The following is a 24217-nucleotide window of genomic DNA, read 5'->3' as shown; positions in this document are numbered from 1 at the left end:
CGGGCCCGGCGGGCCGCACACGGAACCGGGCCGGGCAGCGGGTCAGGCGGGGTTCAGCCAGCTCTGCTCGCCCAGGCCGGCGATCGTCAGCACCCGGTCGACCTGCCGGGACGGCAGCACGGTGAGCGTGCCCGGGAACTGCTGGGCGAGCCGCACCAGCGCGTGGATCGCCGCCGAGTCGAAGAAGGTGACCGCGCGCAGGTCGAGCGTGATCCGCTCGGCGGGCTCGCGCAGCGCGGTCTGCAGCATGGTGTCGGCGGTCGCCATGTCGACCTCGCCGGCGACCACCACGCGGAGGTGGTCACCGTCGATCTCGGCGCTCGCCGAGAAGACGGGAGGAGTGCCCCCTTGATCCACGCGAACACGATGGCACAGGCGGCCTGGCTGGGCAACTGTCCCCGCGGGGTGGGCGGTGGCGCGGCTCACCCCGCCCGCGGCGATAGGCTTGCGTCATGACCGTCCGTGCGCCGCTGACCCCAGGCACGCTCTCCCCGTGGCGGCAGGTGCCCGCCCACATTCCCCGCCCGGAGTACGTGGGCAAGAAGCGTCCGCAGGAGTGGCGTGGCTCGCACGTGCAGACGCCGGAGACGATCGAGAAGATGCGGATCGCCGGTCGGCTCGCCGCCCAGGCCACCCAGCTCGCGGGGGAGCACTGCAAGCCGGGCGTGACCACCGACGAGATCGACCGGGTGGTGCACGAGTTCCTCTGCGACCACGGGGCCTACCCGTCGACGCTGGGCTACAAGGGCTTCCCGAAGTCCTGCTGCACCAGCCTCAACGAGGTCATCTGCCACGGCATCCCGGATTCGACGGTGCTGGAGGACGGCGACATCATCAACGTCGACGTCACCGCGTACATCAACGGGGTGCACGGCGACACCGACGCCACCTTCTGCGTCGGCGAGGTGAGCGAGGAGGCCCGGCTGCTGGTCGAGCGGACCCACGAGGCGATGATGCGGGGCATCCGCGCGGTCGCCCCGGGGCGGCAGATCAACGTGATCGGCCGGGTCATCGAGTCGTACGCGAAGCGCTTCGGCTACGGCGTGGTACGCGACTTCACCGGCCACGGCATCGGGGAGTCCTTCCACAGCGGCCTCTACGTGCCGCACTACGACAGCCCGCGCCCCACCGACGTGATGGAGCCCGGGATGACCTTCACCATCGAGCCGATGATCACCCTCGGCACCCACCAGTACGACATGTGGGACGACGGCTGGACCGTGGTCACCAAGGACCGCAGGTGGACGGCCCAGTTCGAGCACACCATCGTGGTGACCGAGGACGGCCACGAGATCCTGACCCTGCCGTGACCGAGACCCCGGCCGCCCTGCGCGAGGCCCACCACGCGGACGTGTCCGGCGGCTGGCTGCGTCCGGCCGTCTTCGGCGCGATGGACGGCCTGGTCACCAACATCGCCCTGATCGCCGGCGTCGGCGGCGGCGGGGTGTCGCCGCGCAGCATCGTGCTGACCGGCACCGCCGGTCTGGTGGCCGGCGCCATCTCGATGGGGCTGGGCGAGTACACCAGCGTCCGCTCCGCCAACGAGCAGGTCGCCGCCGAGGTGGCCAAGGAGCGCCGGGAACTGGAACGCCACCCCGAGGCGGAGGCCCGCGAGCTGGCCGACGCCTGGGTGGCCCGGGGGCTGCCCCGCGACCTCGCCACGCAGGTCGCCGAGGCGGTCCGGCGCAACCCGGAGGAGGCCCTGCGGGTGCACGTCCGGGAGGAGCTGGGCGTCGACCCCGACGACCAGCCCAGCCCGTGGGCGGCGGCGATTTCGTCGTTCCTGTTCTTCTCCGTCGGCGCCCTGGTGCCGCTGCTGACCTACCTGTTCGGGTTCACCAACCTCTGGCTGGCGCTCGGGGTGGGTGGCCTCGGGCTCTTCGCGGCCGGCGCGGTGGTGGCCCGGTTCACCAACCGGCCCTGGTGGTCCAGCGGCCTGCGCCAACTGCTGCTGGGCGGCGCCGCCGCGACGGCCACCTACCTGATCGGCGCCCTGATCGGCGTCCAGGGCGGCCTCGGCTGACCCGGCGGCCGGTCGGTCGGCCGCTCGGCGGGACCGACCCGCCGTTCGCGGCGCCGCCCCGGTCTCAGCCGTCGAGCAGGTCGTCGACGGTGCCGTCGACCGGGCGGCCGCGGGCGGCCAACTCCTCGGCCTGCCGGGTGAGCACCCGGCCCACCTCGGTCATGTCCGCGCCGGCCAGGCCGGTCCGGCGCACCGCGTCGCCCGGATCCCGGAAGTAGGTGCGGCTGAGCAGGCCGCTCACGCTCGCCGCCGCCAGCCGCGCCTCGCCGAGCATCAGCAGGGCCTGGTCCGTCTCGTACCACTCGGCCAGCCGGGCGGCCCGGGCGTGCGCCGCGCTGCCCCGGTACCAGGCCCGCCGGGCGGCGGTGCTGAACTCGGCGGGCCGCGCCCGGGCCAGCCGGCCCAGGTGCTCGTCGCGCAGCGTGCGCAGCCAGCCGGTCGGGTCGTGCAGCGGCCGGGTGGTGACGAACCGGTCGGCGGTCAGCGGCCACAGCGAGGTGATCGTGCGAGCCCGGGTTAGGTAGTCGTCCGCGCCGGCGACGGTCAGGTCGACCAGCACGCCGTCGACCCGGCGGGTGGCGGCCGGCGGCCCGGCGCCGGGCCGGTAGGTGACCACCAGCAGCCCGAGTTCGCCGTCCCCGCCGCCGTCGTCGTCGCCGTGGGCCAGCGGGCCGTGCACCGCCACGGCCAGCACGTCGGCCGGGAACCGCCGCCGGACGGCGTCGGCCACCCGCTCGGCCACCGGCCACCGTGGATCGCCCAGGTGCCCGTCCGTCCCGGCGTTCGCGGTGCTCGCGTCCACGCCGATCACCCCTGCCTCGTGCGCAGCGCCGCCCGTCGGCCGGGCGCCGTCTCCACCCTAGTCAGGCTCCGCCGGGGTTGGCGGCTGCGCCGCGCCCGGTCGGCACCAGCCGGAAGACGCGGATCTCCCGGCCACCGGCCCGCTGGACGTACGTCCGGTAGGCCGGCCACTCGGTGACCAGCAGGTGCCAGAGCCGCTCCCGCTCGGCGCCGGTGGCCACCTCGGCGCGCACCGGGATCCGGCGGCCCTTGACGGCCACCTCGGCGGCCGGGTCGGCGAGCAGGTTCAGCGACCAGCCGGGCTGGTGCGCCTGGCCCCAGTTCGAGCCGACCACCACGTACGCGTCGCCGTCGGGCACGTAGAGCAGCGGGTTGCTGCGCGGCTTGCCGGAGCGGCGACCGGTGGTGGTGATGACCAGCGACGGCACCAGGCCGAGGGCGACCACCCGCCCCCGGGTCAGCCGCCCGACCAACCGGTCGGCGGGGACGAGCAGGCGGGCGGCGGCACCGAACCAGCGGTGGTGGCCGACTCGGCGGGTGAGGGATCCCAGCACGGGCACGGTGCCCAGTGTGCCGGCCGGCGGCCGTCCGCGGCACCCCCGATCCGGTACGGGTGCTCAGTCGAGCCGGCGCTCCACCGGCAGCCGGGACCGGGTGAACAGGCCCGCGCCGAGCATCGCCACCAGCGGCACCAGCACCAGCACGCCGAGGACGGTCCACGGGACCACCATGGGGTACGGCTCCGCCACCGGCCAGGTCGAGGCGTACCGGCGGTTGGTCGCGGTCAGGATGATCAGGGCGGTGCCGAGGCCGGCGACGATGCCGAGCGCGGAGCCGAGCACGGCGATCACCCCGGCCTGGCAGAGCGACAACAGCCGGCGTACCCCCGGACCGGCGCCGACCGCCGCCAGGGTGGACAGGTCGGCGCGGCCCTCGGCCGCCGCGAGCCCGGTGGCGATGCCCGCGGCGCCCACGGTGACCACCCCGGACGCCGCCGCCAGCAGGAGCAGCAGCGGACGCGCCCCGCTCTCCGGTCGGCCCCGCTCGATCTCCACCTGCAGGCCGAGCGGCCGCAGCGCGGTGACGAAGCGGTCCTGCCGGCGCTGGTCCGGCACCCCGTCGATGGCCCAGCCGAGGGGCTGGGTGACCAGCCCGAGCCGGTCCGCGGCCGGCGCCGAGAGCAGCAGCCGGTGGACGCCCGTCCCGGTGCGCAGCGCGTAGCCGGGCAGCGCGGTGGTGGCCGGCGCCGGCGCGTCCGGGTCGTCGCCGAGGTGGCCGACCTGCACCCGCACCCGGTCGTCGACGAGGTAGCGCGGATCGGTCACCACCGCCCCACCGGCGCGCAGCACGGCGGTGGCGGCCGCCACGTCCGCCGGCTCGGCGCCGGTGAGGATCGGCAGCGCTGTCCCGTCGTCCACCACGACCTGGAAGTACTCGCCGTACCGGTCCGCCGGCGCGTCCCGGCAGCGGGCGTCGGCCAGGGCCCGCCGGCGTTCGGCGGCGGAGAGGCCGTCGCCGGGCGGCCACGGGCAGGCCCGCTCCGGCGGCAGCACCGGGCTGACCGAACAGGAGTCGACCCCCGGTGGGCAGTACGCCGTGCTCAGCGGCGCCACCCGGTCGGCGCCGAGATGGACGCGGGCCGCCGCGGCGACCCGGGCCCGCGTCCCGGCGTCCGCCGCGCCCTCGGGGCCGGGCGGGCTGACCACCACGTTGCCGTACGGCATCGTCGGCTCGTACATCCGGTCGGCACGGGCCTCGTCGCTGGCCAGGTAGACGCCGAGGGCGACGCTGCCGGCGACCGCGGCCATCACCGCGGAGATGGCCGGCGCGGTGGAGGACCGGTTGCGGCTGGCGTCGCGCAGCGCGATCCGGGGTGCCAGCGGCAGCGCCCGGCCGAGCCGGGCGAGCAACCCGACCAGCGTCGGCGTGGCGAAGACCAGGCCCAGCTCGCCGAGGACCAGCCCGGCCAGGGTGACGCTCGGCGTGCTCCCGGCCGCTCCGGCGGCGGCCACCGCGGCGCCTCCGGCGACCAGCAGCAGCCCGGCGGTCAGCCACCGCCGCCGGTGCGCCGGCGCGGTGCGCCGCCCGGCCAGTCCGGCGACCACGTCCTGCCGGGCCGCCGTCCAGGCCGGTGCCAGCGCCGCGAGCACCCCGGCCAGCACCGCCACCCCGGCGATCGTCAGCAGCGCCGCCGGCCAGCAGCGGTACCCGCCGAAGCGCGCCCCGAACAGGTACTGCTCCACCAGCGGCCGGCCGGCGAACGCGACCGCGACCCCGAGCACCACCCCGACGGCGGCCCCGACCGCGCCCAGCACCACCCCGTCGGCCAGCACGATCCGGCGCAGCTGGGCGGCGTCCCCGCCGGCCACGGCGACCAGCGCCAGGTCCCGCCGCCGGCGCCGTACGCCGACCGCGAAGGCCGGGCCGACCAGGAGCACCACCTCCAGCAGGCCCAGCCCGCCGACCAGCACCAGGGTGCTCACCTGCTCGACGTCGACCGCCGGGGAGGGGACCGGCACGACGTCGGCGTCGCCGGCCAGCGGCCCGACCGGGGCCGGGGTACGCGCGGTCACCACGATCCCGCGCTGGTTGAGCCGGCGGACCAGGTCACCGTCCACGTCGGAGGGCAGGTCGACCAGGAAGGTGCTGTCGGGCACCACCGCGGGGCCGGGCGCGGTGGCCGGGTGCAGCGCCACCACCGGGCGCAGCTCCTCGGGGAACTCGACCACGCCGACGACGGCGTAGCTGGCCGAGCCGTCGGCGGTGGTGACCGTGCCACCGGGACGGACGTCCAGGCGGCGCAGCGCCGCCGGGTTCAGCGCGATCTCACCCGCCCGGCCGGGCGGGCGGCCGGAGAGCACCCGGGCCAGCCCGGCACCGAGCGGGTCGGTGAGATCGAGCACCCGGCCGGAGAAGGCCTCGTCCCGGTCGCCGACCCGGAGCGGGACCGGCACCCACCGGCGTACCTCCAGGGCCCGGCTGCCGGCGGGCAGCAACGCGCCGACCTGCTCGGCGGTCACCGGGGCGGGCTGGGCCGGGTCGCCCTCGTGGCGCCAGCCCTCCCCCCAGGCGCTCTGCGCCACCGGGCCCCGGGCGACCCAGCGCAGCTCCGCGTCGGCGGTGCCGAGCTGGCGGTCGAGCTGCTCGGCGCGGGACAGCTCGGACATGTCGTAGCTGGCCGCGGCGAAGCTCAGCGCCAGCACCGGCAGGGTGATCATCGCGAGCACCAGCGCGGTACGGCCCCGGGCCCGCCGCGCCTCCCGCCGGGCGATCCGCAGCGCCGCCCGCCAGGACCCGACCACCCCGGCGAGCCGCTCGCCGCGGCCCCGGCTCACCGCCCGCTGCCGCTCAGCAACTGCTCGACCCCGACCAGCGGAGCGGTGGTGTCGACCAGCACCCCGTCGCGCAGGAACACCACCCGGTCGGCCCAGCCGGCGTGCCGCGCCTCGTGGGTGACCAGCACCCCGGCCGCGCCCGCGTCCACCCGGCGGCGCAGCAGGTGCAGCACCGCCTCGCCGGTCTGCGAGTCGAGCGCGCCGGTCGGCTCGTCGGCCAGCACCAGCCGGCGCTCGCCGACCAGCGCCCGGGCGATCGCGACCCGCTGTTGCTGGCCGCCGGAGAGCTGGTCCGGGAAGCGGTCACCCAGCTCCGGCAGGCCCACCTCGGCGAGCGCCTCCGCGGCCAGCCGCCGGGCCCGCCGCACGCCGGCGCCGTCCAGTTCGAGCGGCAGCGCCACGTTCTCCACCGCGGTGAGGCTGCCGAGCAGGTTGAGGTCCTGGAAGATGTAGCCGATCCGGCGCCGGCGCAGCTGCGCCAGCCGCCGCCGGTCCAGCTCGCCCAGCGGCTGGCCCTCGACGCGCACCTCGCCGGCGGTCGGGCTGTCCAGCCCGCCGGCGAGCGCCAGCAGGGTCGACTTCCCGGAGCCGGACGGTCCCATCACGGCGACCAGCTCACCCGGCCGCACCGACAGGCTCACCCCGCGCAGGGCGTGCACGGCGGCCGGGCCGGTGCCGTGGGTGCGGTGCACGTCGCGCAGGTCGAGCACGGCGCCCTCGGCCGGCTGGCCCGGCCCGTGCGCGCCGCCGTCGACGCTCACCGGCGCGCCTCCTCGTCGGTCCGGTCCACCGCCCCCGGGGCGGCCGCCGGTCCGCCCGCCGGCGGCCGGTACCGCACCAGGCTGGTCTCGCAGTGGTCCAGCCAGCGCACCTCCGCCTCGGCCTGGAACACCATCGCGTCCAGCACCAACCGCCACGGCAGGTCCTCGGGCCGGTCGCTGGCGTACTTCAACCGGGTCAACTCCTGCAGCGTGCGCATGGTCGCGCTGCGCTGGGTCTGCACCACCGACCGGACGTCCACCCCGGGGGTGGTGAGCGCCAGGGCGAGCTTGATCGCCAGTTCGTCCCGGGGACGGTCGGTCCGGCTGATCGGGGTGGCGAACCACAACGTCAGGTCCGCCCGCCCGGCGTCGGTGATCTCGTACGGGCGCTGCCCGGCCTCGCTCTCCGGCAGCGACCGGACCAGCCCGTCCCGTTCCAGCCGGGACAGGGTGGTGTAGACCTGCCCGATGTTCAGCGGCCAGGTCGAGCCGGTCGACTCCTCGAACGCGGCGCGCAGCTGGTAGCCGTACATCTGGCCGCGTTCGAGCAGGGCGAGCAGCCCGTGACGGATGGACATGGCAACGGAGTATGCATACCTGGTATGTCACCCGCAACCGGAGGCGCGACTGCGCCGCGGCCCGGGTTCAGGCAGGTCGGCCGGGGAACGGCACGGTCAGCGGGGTGATCCCCGCGGTGCGCCGCCAGCGGGTGGCCCGCAGGGCGTACTCCACCAGCGCGGCCAGCGCCTGTTCGCGGTCGGCGCCGGTGGTGTGCGGCAGGGCCGCCCGCCAGAACGCGGCGGCCCGGTCCTCGACCTCCACCGCCAGCCGCAGCGCGCTCGCCCGGTCGGTCACCGGGAACGGCAGCGCGTAGCCGGCCCGGTCCGCCGGGACCGTGCCGCCGGTGGTGCTCAGCCGCAGCACCAGGGCGTCCCGCCGGCGCCGGTGGGCGGCCTCGGCGTCCCGGGCGGCCGCCCGGGCGGCCCCGCTGAGCCGTACCCCGATCGGGCCGTAGGCCCAGATGGCCGCGTACTCGGCGGTGAGCGCGTCGGCCAGGGCGGCGGTGGGCCCGGCCGGGGCGGTCGGCTGCGTCACTTCAGTGCCTCCACGTGGGTGGCCCGGGCGGCGGCGATCGAGCCGAGCAGCGCGGCCCGCTCGGCCGGCGCCGCCGCGCAGGCCTTCGTCGCGGTCTCCCGGGCGGCGCGTTCGGCCTCGCGCAGCGCGGCGAGGGCGGCGTCCGGGTCGGCCGCGGCGGGGTCGGAGGGGGTCGGCGCGGGCGCGGACGGCAGCGGCGTGCCGATCACCCGGGCGAGTTCCGCCGCGTGCGCCTGGTGCGCCTCCGCGATCGGGGTGAGCCGGTCGGCCAGCGCCGGGTGGGCGCCGGCGGCCGCCCGGAGCCCGGCGGCCAGCCGGAGCGACTCGTCGACCAGTGGCGCGAGCGGGTCCGGCCCGGGGGCCGGGTCGTCGCGGTCGAAGAGCCCGCAGCCGGCCAGCGACCCGGCCGCGCCGCCGAGGGCCAGCAGGGCGCCGGCCCGCAGCACCGTTCGTCGGGAATGCCCGGATCCCCGGCTGTGTTGTGTCGTTCTGCCCGTCGCCACCGGACAAGTCAACACCATCGGTGGCGGTACGTGGGCCAGGGCGTCGGTGCGCCGCCCGGTCCGGGACGGCACCGGCGCGTTACGCTCTGCGCAGCCACCGGCGCGTCCGCCCCGGTGGCGTGCCGGCATGGCGGCAGATCGCGCCGCCGCTGAAGGAGAGGGTGCGCCAGATGACGCAGCGTGGCCGAGCCACCAGGTCGACGGGGCCGACGGGACGACCCCGCCGGGCCGACGGCCCGCGTGGCGTCGAGCGCGCCGGCGCCCCCCGGGGCGACCTGGCCGCCCGGCGCGCCCGGTTGCGCGAGGTCATCGAGCCGGTGGTCGGCGCGGCCGGCTACGACCTGGAGGAGCTCACCGTCTCCCGGGCCGGCCGGCGGCACGTGGTGCGGGTGATCGTCGACGCCGACGGCGGGATCAACCTGGACGCCGTCGCCGACGTCTCCCGGGCCGTCTCGGCGGCGTTGGACGCCGCGGAGGAGTCCGGCGGCGACCTGGTCGCCGGGGAGTACCAGCTGGAGGTCAGCTCGCCGGGGGTGGACCGGCCGCTGACCCAGCCGCGGCACTGGCGGCGCAACGTGGGCCGGCTGGTGAAGGTGACCGTCCGGGGCGGGCTGCCCGGGCAGCGCGGCGAGCGTCCCGCGGGTGACCGGCAGGTCACCGGCCGGGTGGTCGCGGCCGACGACGAGCGCGTGGTGCTGGAGACCGACGCCGGCCCCGCCGAGGTGGCCCACGCCGACCTCGGCCCGGGCCGCGTGCAGGTCGAGTTCACCCGCCTCGACGAGATCGAGGAGCCGGACGGGCTCGACGGGACAGACGACACCGACGACTTCGACGACGACGACGATGTGGAGGACGAGGAGAGGTGAACATCGACCTCGCGGCGCTGCGCGCACTGGAGCGCGAGCGGGAGATCCCGTTCGACACGATCCTCGCGGCGATCGAGACCGCGCTGCTGACCGCTTACCGGCACACCGAGGGCGCGGAGCCGCACGCCCGGGTGGAGATCGACCGCAAGACCGGCGCCGCCCTGGTGTACGCCCAGGAACTGGACGACGAGGGCGGGGTGGCGCGGGAGTGGGACGACACCCCGCACGACTTCGGCCGGATCGCCGCCATGACCGCCAAGCAGGTGATCCTCCAGCGGCTGCGGGAGGCCACCGACGAGGTGCACTTCGGCGAGTACGTCGGGCGCGACGGCGACCTGGTCACCGGCGTGGTGCAGGCGCACGAGGCGCGGGCCGAGAAGGGCATCGTCAGCGTCGACCTGGGCAAGCTGGAGGGCGTCCTGCCCCAGTCCGAGCAGGTGCCCGGCGAGCGGTACGCGCACGGCGAGCGGATCCGTTGCGTGGTGGTGCACGTGGCCAAGGGGATGCGGGGTCCGCAGATCACGCTCTCCCGCTCGCACCCGGCGCTGGTGAAGAAGCTCTTCGCGCTGGAGGTGCCGGAGATCGCCGACGGCACCGTCGACATCGCGGCGATCGCACGTGAGGCAGGTCACCGTACGAAGATCGCGGTCCGCTCGACCGCCCCGGGCGTGAACGCCAAGGGCGCCTGCATCGGCCCGATGGGGCAGCGGGTCCGCGCGGTGATGAGCGAGCTGCACGGCGAGAAGATCGACATCATCGACTGGTCGGAGGACCCGGCGACCTTCGTCGGCAACGCGTTGTCGCCGGCCAAGGCGCTGCGCGTCGAGGTGGTCGACCTGGCCAGCCGGACCGCCCGGGTCACCGTCCCGGATTTCCAGCTGTCGCTGGCGATCGGCCGGGAAGGGCAGAATGCCCGGCTCGCGGCCCGGCTGACCGGTTGGCGGATCGACATTCGTTCCGACGCCGAGCAGGCGGCCGCACCCGGCCGGGGCGAAGCTGATCACGTACCGGAGCCGGGCGGCGCGATCTCGAGCAGCTAGGGGTAGACTTTCGCCAGTGGTACGACGCGCGCTGCCGGAGCGCACCTGTGTGGGTTGCCGGCGACGTGCGCCGGCCAGCGAATTGCTGCGGATCGTCGCGGTCGGCGACGAGGCTGGCTACAGCCTCCGGCCCGATCCGGCCCGCAGAATGCCGGGTCGGGGAGCGAACATGCACCCGGATCCGGCCTGCTTCGCGCTGGCGGTGCGGCGTCGCGCCTTCGGGCGTGCACTGCGCATCACCGGGGTCCTCGACCACGGTGAGCTGGCGGAGCACATCGATGCGCCAACCACTACGTCCGGTCAACCCGACCGGACGAGGGTCGCTAGCAAGGTAGGACGACCGACATGAGCACACGATGAAGTCGCAGAAATGACCAGGCTTCAAGTGCACGAGTGAGGTCGCTGCGGGTGCTGCCCGCACGACCTCGGAGTGAGGAGTGCAGTGGCAGGTAAGGCCCGCGTACACGAGCTTGCTAAGGAGCTCGGGGTCGAAAGCAAGACCGTTCTCGCCAAGCTCAAGGAGATGGGCGAGTTCGTCAAGTCCGCGTCGAGCACCGTCGAGGCGCCCGTCGCCCGACGGCTGCGCAGCGCATTCGTCGCCGCCGCCGGCGCGCCGGCCCCGGCCGCCCCGCCGGCGGCCGCGCCGTCCCCGGCTCCGGCGCCGACTCCGGCGCCGACCCCCGGCGAGCCCCGGATCACCGCGAAGCCGACGCCGCCCCGGCGGCCGGCGGCGCCCGGTCCGAAGCCGAAGGGGCCGGTGCCCGGTCCGCCGCAGCCGGCGGCTCCGGTCGCCAAGCCGGCGAGTGCCCACGACATCGAGGTGGCGGCCGCCGAGGCGCGTGCCGCCGCGCTGAAGGCTGAGCAGGAGGCCGCGGTCAAGGCCGCGCAGGCCGCCCGCCAGCAGCAGCGCGAGAACGTCCGCCGGGAGCCCCCGACCGAGGGTGGTCCCCGTCCCGGTCCCCGACCGGGTCCGAACGCGATCCCGCCCCGTCCGGGTCCGGCGACCGCCGGTCGTGCCGGCGGCCCGGCCCCGGGTCCCGGTGGGCGTCCGGGCGGTCGTCCGCCGGCGCGCGGCGCCGGTAACAACCCGTTCGGCATCCAGGGCGGCCAGCAGCAGCGGCCGCCGGCCGCCGGTGCGGGTGGCCCGCGGCCGAGCCCGGCGGGCATGCCGCCGCGGCCCAGCCCGGCGTCGATGCCGCCCCGGCCCAGCCCGGCCTCCATGCCGAGCCAGCGCCCCGGTCGCCCCGGCGGCCCCGGTGCGGGTCGGCCCGGCGGCGGCGCCGGTCGTCCCGGCGGCGGCGGCGGTGGTTTCCGCGGTGGCCCCGGTGGCGGCGGTGGCGGCGGCGGTTACCGTGGCGGCCCCGGCGGTGGCGCCGGTGGCGGCGGCGGTTACCGCGGTGGCCCCGGCGGCGGTGCCGGCGGTGGCTTCCGTCCCGGCGCTCCGGCCGGTGGCGCGGGTCGTCCCGGCGGTGGCGGTCGTGGCCGCGGTGGCGGCGCCGCGGGTGCCTTCGGGCGTCCGGGCGGCAAGCCGACGCGCGGTCGCAAGTCCAAGAAGCAGCGCAGACAGGAGTTCGACAACCTGTCGGCCCCGACCATGAGCTCGGGTGCTCCCCGGGGTCAGGGTCAGGTCGTCCGGCTCTCCCGTGGCGCCTCGCTGTCGGACTTCGCCGACAAGATCAACGCCAACCCGGGTTCGCTGGTCCAGGAGATGTTCAACCTGGGCGAGATGGTCACCGCGACCCAGTCGTGCTCCGACGACACCCTGCTGCTGCTGGGCGAGCACCTCGGCTTCAACGTGCAGATCGTCAGCCCGGAGGACGAGGACCGCGAGCTGCTCGCGCAGTTCAACATCGACCTCGACGCCGAGGTCGACGAGGACCGCCTGGTCAGCCGGCCGCCGGTGGTGACCGTCATGGGTCACGTCGACCACGGTAAGACCAAGCTGCTCGACGCGATCCGCAAGGCGAACGTGGTGGCCGGCGAGGCGGGTGGCATCACCCAGCACATCGGCGCCTACCAGGTCCACGTCCCGCACGAGGGCGAGGACCGGGCGATCACCTTCATCGACACCCCGGGTCACGAGGCGTTCACCGCCATGCGTGCCCGTGGTGCCCAGGTCACCGACATCGTGATCCTGGTGGTCGCGGCCGACGACGGCGTGATGCCGCAGACGATCGAGGCGCTCAACCACGCCAAGGCGGCCGACGTGCCGATCGTGGTGGCGGTCAACAAGGTCGACAAGCCGGAGGCGAACCCGGACAAGGTCCGCCAGCAGCTGACCGAGTACGGCCTGGTCGCCGAGGAGTACGGCGGCGACACGATGTTCGTCAACGTGGCCGCCAAGCCGGGCATCGGCATCGACGACCTGCTCGAGGCCGTCCTGCTGACCGCCGACGCGTCGCTGGAGCTGACCGCTCCGATCGACGGGCCGGCGCAGGGTGTGGCCATCGAGGCGCACCTGGACAAGGGCCGCGGTGCGGTGGCGACGGTGCTGGTGCAGAAGGGCACCCTGCGGGCGGGCGACTCGATCGTCGCCGGTGGGGCGCACGGCCGGGTCCGCGCGATGCTCGACGAGAACGGCAACCAGGTCGCCGAGGCCGGTCCGGCACGTCCGGTGCTGGTGCTCGGTCTGACCGCGGTGCCGGGGGCGGGCGACACGTTCCTGGCGGCCGAGGACGACCGCACGGTGCGGCAGATCGCCGAGCAGCGGCAGGCACGGCGGCGGGCGGCGGCATTCGCCAACTCCCGGGGCCGGGCCACCCTCGAGACGCTCATGGAGCAGCTCAAGGAGGGCGAGAAGACCTCGCTCAACCTGGTGCTCAAGGGCGACGTCTCCGGTTCGGTGGAGGCGCTCGAGGACGCGCTGTTCAACCTCGACATCCCCGAGGAGGTCCAGCTCAGGATCATCCACCGGGGCGTCGGCGCGATCACCGAGAGCGACGTCATGCTCGCGAGCGCCTCGTCCGAGGCGGTCACGATCATCGGCTTCAACGTGCGGGCCGCCAACAAGGTCCGCGAGATCGCCGACCGCGAGGGCGTGGAGATCCGGTACTACACGGTCATCTACCAGGCCATCGAGGAGATCGACGCGGCGCTCAAGGGCCTGCTCAAGCCGGAGTACGAGGAGGTCGAGCTGGGCACCGCGGAGATCCGCGACGTGTTCCGTTCGTCCAAGATCGGCAACATCGCCGGCTGCATCGTCCGGTCCGGTCTCATCCGCCGCAACGCCAAGGCGCGGCTGCTGCGGGACGGGTCGGTCGTGGCGGACAACCTCACGATCAACTCGCTCAAGCGGTTCAAGGACGACGCGACGGAGGTCCGCGAGGGCTTCGAGTGTGGTCTGACTCTGGGTGGCTACAACAACGTCCAGGTCGGCGACATCATCGAGACCTTCGAGATGCGGGAGAAGCCGCGCGCCTGATCCCGCGGTGACGCACTGATCAAGGGGTTTACGCCGGAAGGCGTAAACCCCTTGATCATGTGGGGGTACGTCCCGGTATCGTCCGGGGCGATGTTCACCGGAACCGCGGTCTTCGACCTGCTGCTGCCGGGCGACTCCCGGTCGCTCAAGGCCAAGAGATCATACGTACGTCCGATCGTGGCGGCGCTGCGTCGCTTCGAGGTGTCCGCCGCCGAGGTGGGCGCGCTCGACCTGCACGGCCGGGCCCAGATCGGGGTGGCCGTGGTGGCCGCCGAGGCGGCCCACGTCCGCGAGGTGCTCGACTCCTGCGAGCGGCTGGTGGCCGCCCGCCCCGAGACCGAACTGCTGTCGGTGCGCCGCCGGCTCTACGGCGCCGAGGACTGACCCGGCGGGTGCCCCGCCGGCGCCACCGGCGGTGCCACCCGGTGCCGCGCGGCGGGCCGGGGCGCGCGGGTAGTGTTCGAGATGTTGGCCGGTCGGTTCCGGCGGCGCCACGGGCGTCGCCGCCCGGCCGGGAGCGGGACGCCGTGGAGGTGGCGGAGATGACGGATCCGGCCAGGGTACGCCGGCACGCGGAGCGTATTCGCGAACTGGTCGCGTCGGTGGTGCGGAGCCAGATCAAGGACCCGCGGCTCGGGATGATCACCATCACCGACGCCCGGATCACCGCGGACCTGCGCGACGCCACGGTCTTCTACACGGTGCTCGGTGACGCGGCGGCCCAGTCCAGCACCGCCGCCGCGCTGGAGAGCGCCAAGGGCATGCTGCGCAGCACGGTGGGCAAGGCGCTCGGGCTGCGGCACTCGCCGACCCTGACGTTCGTCCTCGACGACGTGCAGGACCAGGTCAAGCACATCGACGACCTGCTCGCGGCGGCCCGCAACGCCGACGCCGAGGTGCAGCGGCTGGCCGCCCGGGCCGAGTACGCGGGCGAGGCCCAGCCGTACCGGCTGGACGAGGAGTCCGACGACGAGGAGTCCGACGACGAGGACGCCGTGGGCGAGGACGCCGAGGACGAGGACGTGGACGAGACCCCGCCCCGGGGCGGGGAACGGCGGTGACCGATTCCGCCAGCGAGCCCGGGAGCGCCCTCGTCACGGCGGCGCCCCCGGCCGGCGCCGGGCCCACCGAGGCCGACTGGAGCGCCGCCGTCGCGGCCGTCCGACAGCTGCCGCCCGACGCCCGGGTGCTGCTGATCTGCCACGTCAACCCGGACGGCGACGCGCTGGGCAGCATGCTCGGCTTCGCCCTCGGGCTGCGCCGGCTCGGCGTGCGCGGGTTGCAGGCGACCTTCCCCGGCCCGCCGGAGGTGCCCGAGCCGTTCCGCGGGCTGCCCGGGCTCGACCTGCTGGTGCCGGCGACCCGGGCGTATCCGGACCCGGATCTGGTGGTCTGCTTCGACGCGGCGAGCGAGTCGCGCCTCGGTGACCTGGTCGACCGGCTGACCGGCGCGGGCACCGCGGTGGTGCTCGACCACCACGCGTCCAACACCGGCTTCGGCGACGTCAACCTAGTCGATCCCCGGGCCGCGGCCACCTCGGTGGTGGTCGAGGAACTGCTGGCCCGGCTGGACGTGCCGCTGGACGCCGGCATCGCCGAGTGCCTCTACGTGGCGCTGACCACCGACACCGGCTCGTTCCGGTTCGAGGCCACCACCCCGGCGGTGCACCAGATGGCGGCCCGGCTGCTCGCCACCGGCATCCGCCCCGGGGACATCTCCCGGCGGGTCTTCGACACCCGGCCCTTTGGGGCCGTCCGGCTCTTCGGCGAGGTGCTCGGCCGGGCCCGGCTGGAGCCGGCCGCGGCCGGCGGGCACGGCCTGGTCTGGACCTACGCCACCCAGGACGACCTGGCCCGGCACGAGCAGCGGCCGTACGTGCTGGAGGCGCTCATCGACTCGGTGCGGTGCACGGCCGAGGCCGACGTGAGCTGCGTGGTCAAGCAGACCCCGGCCGGCGAGTGGGCGGTCTCACTGCGCAGCAAGGGGGCGGTCGACGTGAGCCGGGTGGCGGTCGCCCTCGGCGGCGGCGGGCACCGGTTCGCGGCCGGCTTCACCGGCCGGGGCGCTGTCGACGAGGTGGTCGACCGGATCCGGGCCGAACTGCCCGGCGCGCTGCTCCACCCGGCCCACGGCTGACGGCGGAGCCGCTCCGGCTCGGCCGGGCGGGAGTGCGGGCGGTGGAGGGCCCGCGGGCGATGCCGCCGCTCGCGGAGGGCGCGGGGTCGCTGGTGGTACCGGGCTCGCGGGCGATTCCGGGTTCCCGGGCCGTGCGGGCTCCCGGGCGGTGCGGGCTCGCGGTGCCGGGCTCGTGGATAGATCAGGGTCAGCTCCGGGGGGTGTTGACCTTTCCGGGTTTGGTGCCGGCGGGGAGAATTGCGGGATGGAGCAGCCCCACGACCTCACCGTCGACGCGCCCCGCGCCTGGGACCGGCCCGCCGTGGCCGTTCCAGTGCTGGTCTGCCTCTCCCTGGTCGGCGGTCGGTTCCCGTCCTTCTCGACGGAGGCGAACCTCTACACCCTCGGCGCCGGCGGCGTGCTGATCTGGCTGGGCCTGAGCAACCGGGTGCCCCGGCGGCCGGCACCGGCCCGGCTCGGTTCCGGTGCGGTCTGGTGGACGCTGCCGGTGGTGGTCTTCGGCGTCTTCGAGGGGGCCACCTTCGTGCTCGCCGCGGGCGACGAGTTCCCCACCTTCTCCCGGTTGGCCGATCCGCTGCTGGAGGACCAGCTGGTCCGTTCGGCGGGCTGGCTGCTCTGGCTGTCGGCGTTCTGGGGGCTGGTGCGGCGATGATGCGGACCCTGGCCATCACGGGCTTCCTGACCGCGCTGCTGCTCTTCGCCGCCGTCGAGTGGCTCGCCCGACGGGAGGGCTCGCGCATCCCCACCCTGGGCGAGGTCTGCGCGTACGTGATGCGGTACGAGGTGGGCTCGGTGCCGGTCGGCCGGATCGGGCTCTTCGGTTTCTGGTGGTGGCTGGGCTGGCACTTCCTGGCCCGGTGAGCCGATCCCGTCCGAATGGCGGGAACCCTGGGCAGCATGTGGACCTGAACGATAGCTTGGGAAACGGCCGGCGCCGCGCGTGGCGGCGGCCGTGGGCGGTGGGGCCACACCCGGCGCCGCCTCCCTCCAGGGTCGACCGACCCGGGCTCACGCTGCCCCACCAGCCGCTCCGGTGATCCCGGACCGCTGTGCCGGGCGCTCAGCACGACCGCCCGTGAGAGCTGCCGTCCCTCGGCGGCTCGCACCCTGGAAGGGGATCACCACCATGCCGAACAAGCCCAAGCCCGAAACCACCGACGAGGCCCGCGAGCAGATGCGCCGCGCGCTGCAGACGTCGATGGACACCCGTCAGTGACGCTGACCCACCGGCGGTGACGCCGCCGACGTCCCACGCCGACGACGTCACCGCCCACCCGGGCCGACCGGCTCCCTGACGCGCCCCTCCCAGGGCCACCGCCCGTTCAGCCGGGCACCGCGGGTCTGCGCGCCCGCTGGTGAGACCCGGCCCGCCCGGCCTGCTCAACCGCCGGGTTCGCCCCGGACCCGACCCGGCCGACCGGCCGTGGGTCCCGCGCCTGCTGGCCAGGCCGCCGCCTCGCCTCCGGGCCGCCGCCTCGCCTCCGGGCCCCTGGTGCCCCGTGTCCGCCATGCGGGAAGTACGGATGATCGCGCCGGCCGGGGTGAGTTAAGGTCCCCGGTATGTCGTGCCGTCCGGGCCTGCTGCCCCCACCGCGCTCCTGATCGGAGCGCCACGCCGCCGGTGTGCGTCCCCCTGTCCGTGGGGTGACCGCCGGTCCCGTCGGGCTGCCCGCCCCGGGTGACCGGTTCCCGCCGCCACCGAGTGGTCAGCGGTCGGCCCGTCGTGCCCGCGCTCCGACAGACGTCGATCTGTCCGCGGCTCGATTCTCCTGGAGCGCACGCATGTCCCGATCCTTCCGTTCGCCGTCCCTCCCGTCCCTGCCCACCGCCCGCCGACGCCCGGCGACCCCGGCCGGTCTGCGGGTCGGCCTGCTGTCCATCACCGGTGCCGCCGCGCTGTGGGGCACCACCGGAGTCGCCGTCCAACTGCTGCGCCAGTCCACCGCGCTGACGCCGACGGGCATCGGCTTCTACCGTCTGGCCATCGGCGCGGTGGTGCTCGTCGCGCTGCTGGCCGGCCGGCTGGGCCCGGTGCTGGCCGCGCTGCGGTCGGCGCCGGTGGTCCTCGTCCTGGTCGGGGTCGGCCTCGGTGCCTACCAGGCGCTGTACTTCGTCGCCGTGGCGGCGGGCGGGGTCGGCGTGGCCACCCTGGTCAGCCTGGGACTCGCCCCCGTCCTCGTCTTCGGCTGGGAGACGCTGCGCGCCCGGCGGCTGCCCGAGCGCGGCCTGCTGGGCGCCCTGGTGGCCGGCCTGGTGGGCCTGGTGCTCATCACGGTGGCGGCCGGGCAGCCGAGCGCCGACGCGCCACGACCGCTGCTCGGTCTGCTCGCCGCGTTCGGCTCGGGCGTCGGCTACGCCGCCAGCACGGTGCTGAGCCGGCACGCCGCGCAGCGGGTCGCCGCGCTGACGCTCACCACGGTGTCCGCCGTGGTCGGCGCCCTGGTGCTGGCGCCGGTCGCGGTGCTCGACGGGCTGGGTGTCCCGGTCCGGGTCGCGCCCGTCGGGCTGCTGGTCTACCTCGGGGTGGTCACCACCGCGCTGGCGTACGTGCTGTTCTACGCCGGGCTGCGGACCACCACCGGTGGCAGCGCCGCACTGGCGACCCTGGTGGAGCCGCTCACCGCGGTGCTGCTCGCCGGATGGCTCATCGGCGAGACGATGCCCGCGCCGGCGTTCGTCGGGGGAGCGCTGCTGCTCGGTGCCGTCACCGTCGTCCACCTCCGCGCTGGTAAGTGATCGCGACCCTTGCACTCCTTACCCGCGCCGTGTCAGGATCGGCGGCGATGAGCCAGGACACCCTCACCGCGACGCGGTCCGCGTCACCCCGCCGGATCGCCGCGCTCGCCCTGCCGGCCCTCGTCGTGCTGGCCGCCGAGCCGCTCTACGTGCTGGTCGACACCGCCGTGGTGGGGCACCTCGGCCGGGTGCCGCTGGCCGCGCTCGCGGTCGGTGGCACGGTGATGACCCTCACCGCCTGGCTGGGCACCGTTGTCGCGTACGGCACCACGGGGCGCTCGGCGCGGCGGTTCGGGGCCGGCGACCGGGCCGCGGCGGTGGCCGAGGGGGTGCAGGCGTCCTGGCTGGCGCTCGGCGTCGGTTTGCTCGTCGCGGTCGGCATGCAGCTCGGCGGGGGTGCGCTGGCGCGTACCCTCGCCGGGGGTGCCGGGGAGGTGGCCGACGCCGCCGCGCAGTGGCTGCGGATCGCGGCGCTCGGCGCCCCCGGCCTGCTGCTCGCCGCCGCCGGCAACGGCTGGCTGCGCGGCATCCAGGACACCCGCCGCCCGCTGTGGTTCGTGCTCGGCCCCAACCTGCTGTCGGCGCTGCTCTGCCCGGCGCTGGTCTACCCGGTGGGGCTCGGGCTCACCGGTTCGGCGGTGGCCAACGCGATCGCGCAGACCATCTCCGGCGGGCTGTTCGCCGCCGCGCTGGTCGGCGAGCGGATCGCCCTGCGGCCCCGGCCGCGGCTGATCCGGCACCAGCTCGTGCTCAGCCGCGACCTGCTGATCCGGGGCGTGGCGTTCCAGGCCAGCTTCCTGTCCGCCACCGCGGTCGCCGCCCGGTTCGGCGCCGCCGCGGTCGGCGCGCACCAGATCGCCCTGCAACTGTGGTTCTTCACCGCGCTGGTGCTCGACGCGCTGGCCATCGCCGCCCAGTCGCTGGTCGGGGCCGCGCTCGGCGCCGGCGACGCGGTCGGCGCCCGCGCGCTGGCCCGCCGGGTCGCGCTGCTCGGCGGGGCCTGCGGGGTGGTGTTCGCGGTGCTGATCGCCGCCGGGGCGGGCGTGGTCCCCGCCTGGTTCAGCTCCGACCCGCAGGTCCGCGAGCAGGCCATGGTGGCCTGGCCGTGGTTCGTGGCGATGCAGCCGCTGGCCGGGGTGGTCTTCGCCCTCGACGGCGTGCTGATCGGCGCCGGGGACGTGCGCTACCTGCGCAACCTCACAGTGGTGTCGGCGCTCGGCGGGTTCCTGCCGGCGATCTGGCTGGCCTACGGACTGGACCTCGGGCTGGGCGGGATCTGGGCCGGGCTGACCCTGTTCATCGTGCTCCGGCTGGCCGCCCTGCTGCTGCGGCTGCGTTCCGGTGGCTGGGCGGTGGTCGGCGCGGTGCGCTGAACGGCCGGGTCAGCAGGCCTCGCCGTCGCCGGGGCGCCAGCTCGGGTCGTAGACGTCGCCGGTCGGCCCCGGGGTCGGCCGGCGCCGCAACGGCTCCTCCGGGGTCAGCGCCAGGAAGCCGCGATTGATCCCGGCGCAGTCGGCGTTGACCAGCGTGCTCGCCGCGTCCTCCAGCCAGAGCCCACGGGACGAGGGACGCACGTCGTCGGGATGCGGCAGGTGCCAGACCACCCGGTCACGCACGGTGACCAGCTCGGCCCCGGGCGGGTACTCCTGCGCCTGCCAGAGGTCGAAGTGGTAGACCCAGATGAAGCTGGTGGTGATCTCCAGCACCCGGATCCCGTCCTGGTCGGTCGTCGCCCGGTAGCTGACAGTGCCCCGCGCCCGCACCCGGTCGGTGGCGTCCAGCCCCGGCTCCGCGTCGCGGTCCACCCGGGTCGCGTAGTTCAGCGCGCCGCCCGCCGAGAAGTCGGCGCGGATCTTCGGCCGGCTGTCCGGGGCGAGCAGGCCGAGGAAGGGCGTCGGGTCGCCGAGCTCCACCATCGTCCGGTCGATCCGCGCCTCGACCAGCGCCTGCCGGACCGTGGCGAGGGCGTCCGTGACCTGCCTGACGGTGAACGGGCCGGTCGCCTTCGCCGGCGGCGCGACGATGGCGTCCGCCCCCGCGGCGAAGGACTCGGCCGGGGTGGCCGCCCACGGGCTGATCGAGTTGCCGTCGGCGTCGGTGGGCCGTGGCTGGCCGGGGAGGCCCCGGCGGTCGGGCAGGAGCGGGCCGTTGTCCCGCGCATGGTCGTATATGCCGAGCCCGCCGATGCCGAGGACCGCCAGGAACGCCAGCACCACCACGGCGGCGAGCCCGCCGAGCAGCTTCCCGCTGTGCTCCGCCCAGCCCAGCCGGAGCCGCTCGGCACGGGTCAGCGGGCGGTCCGGCTGCGGCTCGCGCATCCAGTCGGGCACCCGGATCGGTGTGGCCTCGGCGAACCGCACTCCTCCGTCGGCATCACCGCGAGAAGGCGCGGCCGGTACCGACTGCGCGGTTACGGCCGGTGGGGCAGCGGTCGTCGACCGGTCGAGCGGTGGGTCGGTGCTCATCGGGTCCTCCGTCACAGCTCACCGCGCATGATCTTGTGGAACAGGTAGAGCGTGCCGGTGACCAGGGCGGTCGCCGCCACGGCCACGCCGAAGAACGACAGGAACGCGCTCACCACCGGGTGCCGCTCGCTCCACCGCGGGCGGTCCCACCGCCGCCACAGCGCTCGGCGGGCCGCGCGCATCGCCGGCACCCGCTCGACCAGTTCGGAGACGCGGCGGCCGAGGGTCCGCCGGGCCGGCGTCGGGGTGCGCATCCACTCCGGCAGGTCGACGTGCGGGCGGTGTTCGTGTGCGGGCGGCACGTCGGGACTCATCGTGCTCCTGTCGGCGGTGGTGGGCCGGTTCCGGTTGGCGTCGGCCGCCGGTCGGAGCCCTGGGGGCGCATGATCGTCGCACCCGTGGCGCGGCGCCCGCCGCCCCGCCCGTCGGTCCACCGGGAAGATCGGCCGACCGGCGGAGCCGTGCGGTGGCCGGACGTCGGATCCCGGTGGCGTCCACCGCCCGTGGCCCCGAGGCGGCCGTCTGGCAGGCTTGGGTGTCGTGAGCACAGACGGTCTGATCGTGGTCGACAAGCCGGGCGGCATGACGTCGCACGACGTGGTGGCGCGGATCCGCCGGCTGGCCCGGACCCGCCGGGTGGGCCACGGCGGCACGCTCGACCCGATGGCCACCGGGGTGCTGGTGATCGGGGTGGGCCGGGCCACCCGGCTGCTGACGTACGTGATCGGCGCGGGCAAGGGCTACACCGGCACGATCCGCCTCGGCCAGGCCACCGTCACCGACGACGCCGAGGGCGACGTGATCGCCACCACCCCGGCCGGCCTGGTCACCGAGGACGCGATCCGGGCCGCGCTGGCCGGGTTGACCGGCGAGATCGACCAGGTGCCGAGCGCGGTGAGCGCCATCAAGATCGACGGGCGGCGGGCGTACAAGCGGGTGCGCGAGGGCGAGAGCGTCGAGCTGCCGGCCCGCCGGGTCACCGTCTCCCGGCTCGACGTGCTGGCGGTCCGCCGCCACGGCGACGTGGTGGACGTGGACGTGGCAGTGGACTGCTCGTCCGGGACGTACATCCGGGCCATCGCCCGGGACGCGGGGTTGGCGCTGGGGGTCGGCGGCCACCTGACCGCGCTGCGGCGTACCGCGGTGGGCGGTTTCACCCTAGCCGAGGCCGCCACCCTCGACGAGCTGGAGCGGCGCGCGCCCGAGGTGGTCAACCTGCCGCTGGCCGCGGCGGCCGACCGGTTCTTCCCGCGCCGGGACGCCGGTGCCGACGAGGCGAAGGTGCTCTCCCACGGCGGGCCGCTCGACCCGGTCGGGATCGCCGGCCCCTACGCGGTCTTCGACCCGGCCGGGGCGTTGATCGCTATCGTCAGCGAGCGGGACGGTCGGGCCCGCGCGGAGATCGTGCTCGCGCCGGCCTGACGGCCGGGCGCGGCCCCGCCGGCAGGGCCGGCGGGAGGTTCCACCCGCGGCCGGTCGCGGCCCGTGGGCAGGCAGGGGAGGAGCAGCATGCAGCGGTGGCGGGGGTACGACGCGGCGCCCGGTGGCTGGGGGCGGTCGGTCGTCACCATCGGCGTCTTCGACGGGGTGCACCGGGGGCACCAGGCGACCATCGGGCACGCCGTGGCCCGGGCCCGGGATCTGGGCGTGAAGTCGGTGGTGGTCACCTTCGACCCGCACCCGGCCGAGGTGGTCCGCCCCGGCTCGCACCCGGCGGTGCTCACCGAGCCGGCCCGCAAGGCGGAGCTGATCGAGGCGCTCGGCGCCGACGTGCTCTGCGTGGTGCCGTTCACCCCGGAGTTCTCCCGGCTGCCGGCCGAGGCGTTCGTGCACGACGTGCTGGTGGAGCACCTGCACGCGGCCCTGGTGGTGGTGGGCGACAACTTCCGCTTCGGGCACCGGGCCGCCGGCGACGTGGCGCTGCTGGAGCGGCTCGGCCGCACCTTCGGCTTCGGGGTGGAGGCCGGTCCGCTGGTCGCCGAGGCGGGCACCGTCTTCTCCTCCACCTACATCCGCTCCTGCGTCGACGCGGGCGACGTCGGCGCGGCGGCCGCCGCGCTGGGCCGCCCGCACCGGCTGGAGGGGGTGGTGGTCCGCGGCGACCAGCGCGGCCGCGAGCTGGGCTTCCCCACCGCCAACCTGCTCTGCCACCGGTACGCGGCGGTGCCCGCCGACGGCGTCTACGCGGCCCGGCTGGTGCGCCGCGGGCAGCGCGAGCCGCTGGCCGCCGCCGTGTCGGTCGGCACCAACCCGACCTTCTCCGGCCGGGAGCGGCGGGTGGAGGCGTACGCGCTGGACTTCACCGGCGACCTCTACGGCGAGCGGCTGGCCCTGGACTTCGTGGCGCACCTGCGGGAACAGATCCGGTTCGACGCGATCGAGCCGCTGGTCGCCCAGATCGAGGAGGACGTCGAGCGGACCCGCCGGGCGCTCGGCTGACCACCGCCCGGTGGGCCCGACCCCGAGCCGGTACGCGGCCCCGACGGGCCGGTCGCCGGGCCGGCCCGGGGGGCTGTGACGCCCCGCTTCGCGGCCCTTGACCGGCCGACGCCCGGGCGGGCTGGTAGTCTGGCGGGGACGTCGGCTGACCGACGTGGGGCCTCGCGTGCCTGCACGACGCCGCGGGTGCGAGGTACCGGTCCGTTTCCGGTCCCCTGACCGATCCGACGGACACCATCGACAACCCACGAAACAGGGAGAACATGGCGCTCGACCAGGAAGCCAAGGCCAAGATCCGCGCGGAGTACGCGACCGCCGAGGGCGACACCGGTTCGCCGGAGGTGCAGGTCGCGGTCCTGACCAAGCGGATCGCGGAGCTCACCGAGCACCTGAAGGTGCACAAGCACGACCACCACAGCCGCCGCGGGCTGCTGCTGCTGGTCGGCCGCCGCCGTCGGCTGCTCAACTACGTCCAGAAGAAGGACATCAACCGCTACCGGTCGCTCATCGAGCGGCTCGGTCTGCGCCGGTGACGTGACGGGGGAGTGGCCGCGACGGCCGCTCCCCCGTTCCACACCACAGAAGAAACAGGGCC

26 protein-coding genes are annotated in these 24217 nt (G+C 75.6%); 16 read left to right on the top strand and 10 right to left on the bottom strand.

From position 1 onward, the window contains the following. Window positions 1-42 precede the first annotated feature (42 nt). Entirely contained in the window at window positions 43-357 is a 315-nt protein-coding gene (locus SM577_RS06985) for an STAS domain-containing protein (protein WP_302917688.1), read from the bottom strand. Window positions 358-452: 95 nt separating this feature from the next. Here SM577_RS06985 and map point away from each other — a divergent pair, with 95 nt between their 5' ends. After that, window positions 453-1310 (top strand): type I methionyl aminopeptidase, encoded by an 858-nt coding sequence (gene map, locus SM577_RS06980; protein ID WP_088995449.1) that lies wholly within the window; start codon window positions 453-455, stop codon window positions 1308-1310. Further along, window positions 1307-2023, top strand: coding sequence for a VIT1/CCC1 transporter family protein (locus tag SM577_RS06975; RefSeq protein WP_474580351.1), 717 nt, complete (start codon window positions 1307-1309; stop codon window positions 2021-2023). The genes map and SM577_RS06975 overlap by 4 nt, the downstream gene beginning before the upstream one ends. Before the next feature lie 64 nt (window positions 2024-2087). Here the strand turns inward: SM577_RS06975 and SM577_RS06970 are convergent, their stop codons facing one another. From SM577_RS06970 to SM577_RS06940, 7 genes are all read right to left on the bottom strand, one after another. Continuing rightward, the gene (locus SM577_RS06970; RefSeq protein ID WP_474586512.1) at window positions 2088-2825 is read right to left on the bottom strand and encodes a nucleotidyltransferase domain-containing protein; all 738 of its coding nucleotides are present in this window, start codon (window positions 2823-2825) and stop codon (window positions 2088-2090) included. Window positions 2826-2886: 61 nt separating this feature from the next. Beyond that, on the bottom strand, window positions 2887-3384 hold the full coding sequence (locus SM577_RS06965; RefSeq protein WP_302917685.1) for a nitroreductase/quinone reductase family protein: 498 nt from the start codon (window positions 3382-3384) through the stop codon (window positions 2887-2889). 57 nt (window positions 3385-3441) lie between these two features. After that, complete coding sequence (locus tag SM577_RS06960) at window positions 3442-6159, bottom strand: FtsX-like permease family protein (protein WP_474586511.1); 2718 nt, start codon at window positions 6157-6159, stop codon at window positions 3442-3444. Beyond that, window positions 6156-6920 (bottom strand): ABC transporter ATP-binding protein, encoded by a 765-nt coding sequence (locus tag SM577_RS06955; RefSeq protein ID WP_302917683.1) that lies wholly within the window; start codon window positions 6918-6920, stop codon window positions 6156-6158. Before SM577_RS06955 ends, SM577_RS06960 begins: the two co-directional genes overlap by 4 nt. Further along, window positions 6917-7498 carry a PadR family transcriptional regulator gene (locus SM577_RS06950; RefSeq protein WP_302917682.1) on the bottom strand — a complete coding sequence of 194 codons (582 nt, stop codon included), beginning with the start codon at window positions 7496-7498 and terminating at the stop codon, window positions 6917-6919. Before SM577_RS06950 ends, SM577_RS06955 begins: the two co-directional genes overlap by 4 nt. Before the next feature lie 67 nt (window positions 7499-7565). Continuing rightward, on the bottom strand, window positions 7566-8015 hold the full coding sequence (locus SM577_RS06945) for a ferritin-like domain-containing protein (protein WP_474580348.1): 450 nt from the start codon (window positions 8013-8015) through the stop codon (window positions 7566-7568). Next, window positions 8012-8461: a hypothetical protein gene (locus SM577_RS06940; RefSeq protein WP_302917680.1), complete on the bottom strand. Its 450-nt coding sequence runs from the start codon at window positions 8459-8461 to the stop codon at window positions 8012-8014. Before SM577_RS06940 ends, SM577_RS06945 begins: the two co-directional genes overlap by 4 nt. 227 nt (window positions 8462-8688) lie before the next feature. Here SM577_RS06940 and rimP point away from each other — a divergent pair, with 227 nt between their 5' ends. The 11 genes from rimP to SM577_RS06885 all read left to right on the top strand — a co-directional run bounded on the left by rimP (window position 8689) and on the right by SM577_RS06885 (window position 20091). Then, the gene (gene rimP / locus SM577_RS06935) at window positions 8689-9384 is read left to right on the top strand and encodes a ribosome maturation factor RimP (protein WP_474586510.1); all 696 of its coding nucleotides are present in this window, start codon (window positions 8689-8691) and stop codon (window positions 9382-9384) included. Continuing rightward, complete coding sequence (nusA, locus tag SM577_RS06930; protein WP_302917678.1) at window positions 9381-10424, top strand: transcription termination factor NusA; 1044 nt, start codon at window positions 9381-9383, stop codon at window positions 10422-10424. The genes rimP and nusA overlap by 4 nt, the downstream gene beginning before the upstream one ends. A 16-nt stretch (window positions 10425-10440) precedes the next feature. Beyond that, window positions 10441-10773, top strand: coding sequence for a YlxR family protein (locus SM577_RS06925; RefSeq protein ID WP_302917677.1), 333 nt, complete (start codon window positions 10441-10443; stop codon window positions 10771-10773). Between the two features lie 93 nt (window positions 10774-10866). Continuing rightward, window positions 10867-13845 carry a translation initiation factor IF-2 gene (gene infB, locus SM577_RS06920; RefSeq protein WP_474586509.1) on the top strand — a complete coding sequence of 993 codons (2979 nt, stop codon included), beginning with the start codon at window positions 10867-10869 and terminating at the stop codon, window positions 13843-13845. 90 nt (window positions 13846-13935) lie between these two features. Continuing rightward, window positions 13936-14229 carry a DUF503 domain-containing protein gene (locus SM577_RS06915; RefSeq protein ID WP_474580345.1) on the top strand — a complete coding sequence of 98 codons (294 nt, stop codon included), beginning with the start codon at window positions 13936-13938 and terminating at the stop codon, window positions 14227-14229. Between the two features lie 158 nt (window positions 14230-14387). After that, window positions 14388-14906: a 30S ribosome-binding factor RbfA gene (gene rbfA / locus SM577_RS06910; protein ID WP_474586508.1), complete on the top strand. Its 519-nt coding sequence runs from the start codon at window positions 14388-14390 to the stop codon at window positions 14904-14906. Beyond that, window positions 14903-15982 (top strand): DHH family phosphoesterase, encoded by a 1080-nt coding sequence (locus SM577_RS06905; protein ID WP_474586507.1) that lies wholly within the window; start codon window positions 14903-14905, stop codon window positions 15980-15982. The genes rbfA and SM577_RS06905 overlap by 4 nt, the downstream gene beginning before the upstream one ends. 244 nt (window positions 15983-16226) lie before the next feature. Further along, window positions 16227-16634 carry a hypothetical protein gene (locus SM577_RS06900; RefSeq protein ID WP_302917672.1) on the top strand — a complete coding sequence of 136 codons (408 nt, stop codon included), beginning with the start codon at window positions 16227-16229 and terminating at the stop codon, window positions 16632-16634. Continuing rightward, window positions 16634-16843 (top strand): DUF6186 family protein, encoded by a 210-nt coding sequence (locus SM577_RS06895; protein ID WP_302918709.1) that lies wholly within the window; start codon window positions 16634-16636, stop codon window positions 16841-16843. Before SM577_RS06900 ends, SM577_RS06895 begins: the two co-directional genes overlap by 1 nt. A gap of 921 nt (window positions 16844-17764) precedes the next feature. Then, window positions 17765-18718 (top strand): DMT family transporter, encoded by a 954-nt coding sequence (locus tag SM577_RS06890; protein WP_474586506.1) that lies wholly within the window; start codon window positions 17765-17767, stop codon window positions 18716-18718. 47 nt (window positions 18719-18765) lie between these two features. After that, on the top strand, window positions 18766-20091 hold the full coding sequence (locus SM577_RS06885; RefSeq protein WP_474586505.1) for an MATE family efflux transporter: 1326 nt from the start codon (window positions 18766-18768) through the stop codon (window positions 20089-20091). Between the two features lie 9 nt (window positions 20092-20100). Here the strand turns inward: SM577_RS06885 and SM577_RS06880 are convergent, their stop codons facing one another. Together SM577_RS06880 and SM577_RS06875 are read right to left on the bottom strand one after the other, a co-directional pair. Beyond that, a complete protein-coding gene (locus SM577_RS06880) occupies window positions 20101-21048 on the bottom strand; it encodes a hypothetical protein (RefSeq protein ID WP_302917669.1) in 948 nt (315 codons plus the stop codon). 146 nt (window positions 21049-21194) lie between these two features. Continuing rightward, window positions 21195-21497 (bottom strand): hypothetical protein, encoded by a 303-nt coding sequence (locus tag SM577_RS06875; RefSeq protein WP_302917668.1) that lies wholly within the window; start codon window positions 21495-21497, stop codon window positions 21195-21197. Between the two features lie 226 nt (window positions 21498-21723). Between SM577_RS06875 and truB the strand changes: the two genes are divergently transcribed. The 3 genes from truB (at window position 21724) to rpsO (ending at window position 24155) form a co-directional block, all read left to right on the top strand. After that, window positions 21724-22605 carry a tRNA pseudouridine(55) synthase TruB gene (gene truB / locus SM577_RS06870; protein ID WP_302917667.1) on the top strand — a complete coding sequence of 294 codons (882 nt, stop codon included), beginning with the start codon at window positions 21724-21726 and terminating at the stop codon, window positions 22603-22605. Between the two features lie 87 nt (window positions 22606-22692). Beyond that, window positions 22693-23622, top strand: a complete 930-nt coding sequence (locus SM577_RS06865) for a bifunctional riboflavin kinase/FAD synthetase (protein WP_302917666.1) — start codon at window positions 22693-22695, stop codon at window positions 23620-23622. Window positions 23623-23885: 263 nt separating this feature from the next. Continuing rightward, the gene (rpsO, locus tag SM577_RS06860; RefSeq protein WP_043962418.1) at window positions 23886-24155 is read left to right on the top strand and encodes a 30S ribosomal protein S15; all 270 of its coding nucleotides are present in this window, start codon (window positions 23886-23888) and stop codon (window positions 24153-24155) included. Window positions 24156-24217: the final 62 nt, after the last annotated feature.

Source organism: Micromonospora desertarenae, from assembly GCF_056150265.1.
This window is presented reverse-complemented; position numbering and strand designations above follow the sequence as displayed.

Coding starts and splice junctions, on each gene's coding strand:
- SM577_RS06865 (WP_302917666.1), top strand. CDS start 22,693: ATGCAGCGGTGGCGGGGGTACGACGCGGCGCCCGGTGGCTGGGGGCGG.
- rimP (WP_474586510.1), top strand. CDS start 8,689: ATGACGCAGCGTGGCCGAGCCACCAGGTCGACGGGGCCGACGGGACGA.
- SM577_RS06875 (WP_302917668.1), bottom strand. CDS start 21,497: ATGAGTCCCGACGTGCCGCCCGCACACGAACACCGCCCGCACGTCGAC.
- SM577_RS06890 (WP_474586506.1), top strand. CDS start 17,765: ATGTCCCGATCCTTCCGTTCGCCGTCCCTCCCGTCCCTGCCCACCGCC.
- rbfA (WP_474586508.1), top strand. CDS start 14,388: ATGACGGATCCGGCCAGGGTACGCCGGCACGCGGAGCGTATTCGCGAA.
- SM577_RS06900 (WP_302917672.1), top strand. CDS start 16,227: ATGGAGCAGCCCCACGACCTCACCGTCGACGCGCCCCGCGCCTGGGAC.
- SM577_RS06915 (WP_474580345.1), top strand. CDS start 13,936: ATGTTCACCGGAACCGCGGTCTTCGACCTGCTGCTGCCGGGCGACTCC.
- SM577_RS06950 (WP_302917682.1), bottom strand. CDS start 7,498: ATGTCCATCCGTCACGGGCTGCTCGCCCTGCTCGAACGCGGCCAGATG.
- SM577_RS06885 (WP_474586505.1), top strand. CDS start 18,766: ATGAGCCAGGACACCCTCACCGCGACGCGGTCCGCGTCACCCCGCCGG.
- rpsO (WP_043962418.1), top strand. CDS start 23,886: ATGGCGCTCGACCAGGAAGCCAAGGCCAAGATCCGCGCGGAGTACGCG.
- SM577_RS06895 (WP_302918709.1), top strand. CDS start 16,634: ATGCGGACCCTGGCCATCACGGGCTTCCTGACCGCGCTGCTGCTCTTC.
- map (WP_088995449.1), top strand. CDS start 453: ATGACCGTCCGTGCGCCGCTGACCCCAGGCACGCTCTCCCCGTGGCGG.